Source organism: Pseudomonas sp. AFG_SD02_1510_Pfu_092 (assembly GCF_003331055.1).
Lineage (GTDB): Bacteria > Pseudomonadota > Gammaproteobacteria > Pseudomonadales > Pseudomonadaceae > Aquipseudomonas.
This window is the reverse complement of the sequence record NZ_PUQD01000138.1, coordinates 1-344: the sequence shown is the minus strand read 5'-3', so window position 1 is coordinate 344 and position 344 is coordinate 1. Positions and strand designations below refer to the sequence as shown.

The window sequence follows — 344 nt, the reverse complement described above, 5'->3', positions numbered from 1 at the left end:
TGGGCCGGCGTCAGGTTCGGGCTCAGCTGTTCGAAGTTGCCGCCAGTAGCACTAGTAATAGTGGTGCTGACGGTCGAACCGTTGTTGTAGAAGTCGTTCGCCGGGGTCTGGAAATCAACGCTGCCTTGGGTCTTGCCGGCTTCGACGGTAATGGTCTGGCCGTTGGACAGGGTCACGGTGACCGGAGTCTGGGCTGGGTTGCTCAGGGTCACGGTGTAGGTGATGACCCCACCTTCGGTGACCGACGGGGTCGCAGTCAGGATCGCAGTGGTGTTATCGACCGAGTCGTTGATCGTGGTCTGGGCCGGCGTCAGGTTCGGCGTCAGCTGCTCGAAGTTGCCGCC

Annotated in this window: 1 protein-coding gene; it reads right to left on the bottom strand. The window is 61.6% G+C overall.

Annotated elements, in window-relative coordinates; translation table 11 throughout:
• A partial coding sequence (locus C6A77_RS25600) for an immunoglobulin-like domain-containing protein (RefSeq protein ID WP_161959697.1) occupies positions 1–344 on the bottom strand: 344 nt, incomplete at both ends.